This window comes from Chamaesiphon sp. VAR_48_metabat_403 (assembly GCF_031422475.1).
GTDB lineage: Bacteria > Cyanobacteriota > Cyanobacteriia > Cyanobacteriales > Chamaesiphonaceae > Chamaesiphon.
Map to the genome: position 1 here is coordinate 1 of NZ_JANPLS010000373.1, position 5,190 is coordinate 5,190.

The 5,190-nt window shown below is 46.0% G+C and carries 5 protein-coding genes; 2 read left to right on the forward strand and 3 right to left on the reverse strand.

Translation table 11 applies throughout. The features are described 5' to 3' along the window. Positions 1-260 precede the first annotated feature (260 nt). Both RMO79_RS17860 and RMO79_RS17865 read right to left on the reverse strand, forming a co-directional pair. Positions 261-656: a nuclease A inhibitor family protein gene (locus tag RMO79_RS17860; RefSeq protein WP_310484595.1), complete on the reverse strand. Its 396-nt coding sequence runs from the start codon at positions 654-656 to the stop codon at positions 261-263. A gap of 45 nt (positions 657-701) precedes the next feature. Next, a complete protein-coding gene (locus tag RMO79_RS17865) occupies positions 702-1,517 on the reverse strand; it encodes a hypothetical protein (RefSeq protein ID WP_310484596.1) in 816 nt (271 codons plus the stop codon). A 262-nt stretch (positions 1,518-1,779) separates the two neighbouring features. Here RMO79_RS17865 and RMO79_RS17870 point away from each other — a divergent pair, with 262 nt between their 5' ends. Further along, on the forward strand, positions 1,780-1,989 hold the full coding sequence (locus RMO79_RS17870) for an Hfq-related RNA-binding protein (RefSeq protein ID WP_310484597.1): 210 nt from the start codon (positions 1,780-1,782) through the stop codon (positions 1,987-1,989). A gap of 165 nt (positions 1,990-2,154) precedes the next feature. On the opposite strand, the gene RMO79_RS17875 is transcribed toward RMO79_RS17870, so the two are convergent. Then, a complete protein-coding gene (locus RMO79_RS17875; protein ID WP_310484598.1) occupies positions 2,155-4,218 on the reverse strand; it encodes a cation:proton antiporter in 2,064 nt (687 codons plus the stop codon). 289 nt (positions 4,219-4,507) lie between these two features. On the opposite strand from RMO79_RS17875, the gene RMO79_RS17880 reads away from it, so the two are divergent. After that, positions 4,508-5,190 (forward strand): M23 family metallopeptidase (locus tag RMO79_RS17880; protein ID WP_396136627.1); only part of this gene is annotated, 683 nt, incomplete at its 3' end.

The following is a 5,190-nucleotide window of genomic DNA, read 5'->3' on the forward strand; positions in this document are numbered from 1 at the left end:
GTCGGGGATTTGCTTTAATTGTTCTATGAGGATCATTTTGACTAATTTCCTTTGCGAGGTAATTCAGTCTATCCTCATTTTTCTGTCAGTATTTTTCTTTTCTTGTATGAAACCACCCTGCCCAACCCTTAATAAAGGGGGCTGTCTAGGGTTTTCGCTTTTATTCAGACTTGTGTGTACACCGTAGCCCCTGTGTAAGGCGAGAGAGCCGGAAGAGCCAAGGATTGGGGTCACTTTAACTCGATCGTAGATCGCACAGATTATGTCTCCACTACATCAGTTCTCAATCCAATGATATCCCCAGAAAAAGTTTTACCGATGATATAAATCGCGATTTCAACTTCCCCTACTCGGAAAACTTTCACATCGGATAAATTAGACTCGATCGCGTGGAATAAATCTGTATAGCGATTTACCAGTGCTAATTCATCTGACTCATACCAACCTTCAACTTTCAGCGCGGGAGCAAAAAAATCGGCAAGAGTTATCGTCTCAATTGCATCGTTCGATTTTGCTAACTTATTAAATAACGCAGTCGGATCTAAATCCTCACCGCGTTCCCAAGTGACTATTTCAAATGGATAATCCGATTCGCTCGACCAGAGTAAATCGGTGGTAACTTGTGTGAATAAAGCAAGAATTTCTGGTGTCGTCACGATCGAAGTAATTGAGAAATTGGTAGATGGATCGGACGATCGAGACTAAGTTCTGGTTTTAGGAGATCGAATTTCAGGGAAACTGACACTTAAACGGGAGACTCTCATTTTTAAAGATTTCCAGCGGGGATCGCTGGCTGCGGGTGTGACACTATCTCCCGATACGGCGCGAAAATCGGCGGGAAACTTTTTGGCTGCGGCTCGATCGGCATCGACAGTAATACCCATTCCATTATACTTAGCTTGCATGGCTGGAGAAAGATTTATAACTTGATTGCCATAATCCCAACCTAATCCAGTAATTTTAAACTCTCCCAAAATTTGGCGTAACTTACTTAAACTCGCACTCACACCAATACCCTCGGCTGTTTTCCAGGTCGGATCGTCGATAATTACTTGGAAGGGGGTGAGTTTTTTGGCATTTTTCCACACCACTGTCAGCGATCGATTGTTTCCCAATTTAATTAGCGTAGCAGGTAATTCGACTTGACCTTCTGCCCCATAGAATTTTTTAGATGATAAGCGTTGTTTGCCATAGATTTTAACCAGATCTGCGAATGTACTCTTGGCTGTAATCGCACCGACCCGTTTTCCTGGTACGATAAGGGTGTCTAGTGCCGGGAGCGGTTGTGAGGTGCTAGTTTTTGGCTGGGGAGATGTTGGTTTGGCAAGCAGCCGATCGTTAATTGCGCCCCAACAGAGTAGACTAATTGCAACGATGGCAATGCTCGATCGGGCGGTTCCTAACTCCGATTTGTAAAACAGGCGCATAAAATCTGGTTGCTCCCAAGTGAAAATCGATTCTCTTTCGCAAGAGGCTCCGACAACGGGCTTGCGAAAAAGCTCGTTCGGAGTGGGCATAATAATTCTAGCAAGGGGGACAACAGATGGTTGTCTGGTGACTGCTCTGTGCAAATCGCCCCAGCGCGATGCTAGGAAAATCGAATTGCACTTATTCTGCAATCGATAAATAAGTCAGCTCGGTGGCTGAAATTTCAGCCACCGAGCGACGAAACATACTCAGGCGATAACTAGCTACTTGAGTTAATATCCACATCTACATCGATTATCTACACTCCTGTCGCTCTCGATTCCCTAAACTATCCTCTACCCACGTTAGAATATGCCCGAACTCGATATTAATTTACCCAGTACCCGACAAATTCAAGGATCGATTAAAGACAAAATCGAGGTGTCAATTAAATTATTGACTGGCGATGTCTTTATCGGCAGAATTGTTTGGCAAGATCCTGATTGTGTCTTCTTTACCGACGCTAACGATCGCAAAACACTAATATATCGTCAGGCGATCGCTTATATGCAGTATCAGTAATTAGTAGCCCGATCGGTAATTCTCATGATTCGATCGCGAAAATTGAAGCGATCTTTGACGACAGAATGCGAATTGTAGCAGTTTTGTTTTTAAAAACCAGCATCAGATCCGGTCTCAATTTTCATAACGAGAATTGCGGAAACAGACGATACCTAGCAACTGACGTTACTTCTCGACAACTGCTTCGGAAATTAGCTCGATCTCCAGAATTGGGAGTACGGGAATCGTGAGTTCGCCTTTGGTGAGTCGATCGAAAACGGTTTGTTCTTCCACCGAACCGATGACCAAACAACTATCGCCGAGTTGGAATGTCGTTCCCCCGTTGGGATAGTCGATTTGGGTACCATTTTCCCGTTGAATTGCGACGATTGTCGCTCCAGTCAGGGTGCGAATATTGGCACTCGCGATCGAATTACCCAATAATGGCGAAGTCAATGACAATCGATACCAACGTCGATTCATCCCTAAGGTAGCGGCGCGAATATCTTGAGACACTTGACCGATCGTACCTTCAGGACGCAATTTCATATAATGCGAATTACGGACGGATGTGACTTGACGTTGAATCTGTACCGTTGGTAAGCCAATTTTGACAAATAGATGCGATGCCATTTCTAGACTGGCTTCAAATTCTGGCTGGACGACTTCGCTACCGCCTAATTGATAGAGTAATTCGATATCCTGATATTGATTTGCCCGCACGACAATATCGAGATCGGGCGAGATTTCTAGCGCGTGTTTGAGACATAGGCGCGTACTCATGGCATCTGGTAAAGCAATTACCATCGCGCGCGCTCGATCGAGTCCCGCTCTGGTCAATACTGGGATACTGACAGCGTTACCATAAATATAGGGAGTTCCCGCTTCTCGGAGTTGCTGAATCGCCGCTTCCGACTGATCCACGACTACTACTGGAACCTTCTGCTCGGCGAGGAGTGTCGCCAAATTTTGTCCCGTGCGTCCGTAACCGCAAATCACAATCGGCGGTTCGAGCGGGACGTGTTCGGAAACTTCTAGCGGTGGCTCTCCAGGCTGGAACCAGCGATTTAGAGCCGGGACGGTTTCGATCCAATTAAATAAACTGGGAATTAAGCGCAATATAAATGGCGTGACGACCAAAGTTACCGCCGTCGTCCCTAGTAATAGTAAATATACCCGCTTCGAGACTAAACCTAAATTGCGCCCTTCACTAGCGAGTACGAACGAAAATTCACCGATTTGTGCCAAGCCCAAACCCGCAATCAGCGCAGTTTGCAGCGGATAGCCAAACAACTTAACTAGTGGCGTAATAATCGCAAATTTACCGATAAAGACGATCGATACTAGTCCGAGAATCAGATCCAAATTATTCCATAAAAATAACGGATCGATCAACATGCCGATCGCGGCGAAAAATAACGCCGCAAATACGTCTCTAATCGGCTCCACGTAGGCTAAAGTCTGGTCGGCGTACTCTGCCTCAGAAATCATTAAACCAGCGACGAAAGCCCCCATTTCGATGGATAGACCTAAATGTTCGGTAATTAGCGCGATCCCCAAACAGAGCGTGACGATGCCCAATAGGAATAATTCCCGACTCTCGGTACTGGCGAGTAGCCGCAATAACCGAGGGATTACCCAAATTCCAGTAGCCGTCGCTCCGAGCGCAAATAAACCGATTTTAATTACTGCATATAATACCGCAATGCCAATTTCCGCAGGCGGTCGATCGAGTGCGGGTAATACCGCCAACATCAACCCCAACGCTAAATCTTGGACTACCAAAATCCCCAACATTACCTGCCCGTGCGGCGTTGCAGTTTCATTAGATTCCATTAACGATTTCAACACCACCGCCGTCGAAGATAGAGATAAAATCGCGCCTAAAAATACCCCTTGCTGTGGCGTTGACACCCATCCCACACTAATAGAGACAAGCGTCGTCACTAAAATAGTCAGCAGAATTTGTAAACCACCGCCACCCAAACTAATTTTCTGCACCTTCCTTAGCTCAGAGAATGAAAATTCCACCCCCAAAGCAAACAGTAAAAAAGCTGCACCGAACTGTGCTAAAGTCTCGACTTGAATCAACTCCTTAATCAGTCCCAACCCCGTCGGGCCGACGATCGCCCCACCAACGATGTAACCTAGTAGTGCGGGTTGTTTGGCTAAACCCGCAATAATCCCCCCCACAGCCGCCGCTGCCAGGATCGAGACCAAATCTACAATCAAGCGAAAATCTTCTAACACTAGATTTTTATGATTATGAAAATTTTTTAAATTAACTTAATGTAAGTTAACTTCTAGGATACCGAGTTTTGCAAGTCTGTGGGAACAGCTCCAAGATCGATCGATACTTAATGCTTAGAAAGGAGAATTCAATAATTTGCGAAGGTCGGGTAGAGTGAAAAAACCAACGCACTAGAAATGTTGGGTTGTCTCGTTTCGATAGGCTACACCAACGCCTTGCTCTACCCAGCCTACAAATTTGTAGGAATTCCGTACTTCTTACTTCTTACTTCTCACTCCCATCTACCTTATGAATCAATCTTTTCCGTTACTTTATGCCTCAACCCGCCGTAACTGGCGATCGATCTTACTAGGTGGCATAAGTCTCGCGATCGTGCTATGGTCGGCTGTGCAAGCTGCTGGCGGCCCCCTGAGTGCTATCTTTACACCTGCGAGTCCTCGCTTAGGAGAAACAGTTGTCGTAAATATCAGCACCGCTCCCAGTCAATCTATCCCGCCAGCTACTCAGACGACACTCCCAACAGTGAAAGTTGGCACCAAAACTTACCCAGCCTTTAACGTGGGTAAAGAGCGATTTCGCGCCATGATTCCGACTACTCCACTCGAAAAACCAGGCGATCGTGAAGCAATAATCTCGGATAATACTGGTACGATTACCATTAAATTTCCCGTCGCCAACCGCAAATTTGCCATCCAACGCATCAACTTCTCTCCTGGTAAGTCTGGAGTTGAAGCAACAGCATTAGAACTCAAGCAAGTAGCCGCTTTTAAAGCTACCGTCAGTTCTACCAAACTCTGGAGCGGCAAATTTATCGCCCCTAATGCTGGCAGAACCAGCTCTCCCTATGGCGTACGCCGTTATTACAATGGCGAGTTTGCCACAGATTATTACCATCGCGGTTTAGACTATGCAGGCGGCTATGGTTCTGCGGTTGTGGCTCCAGCAGGTGGCAAAGTTGTCTTAGTCGGTTA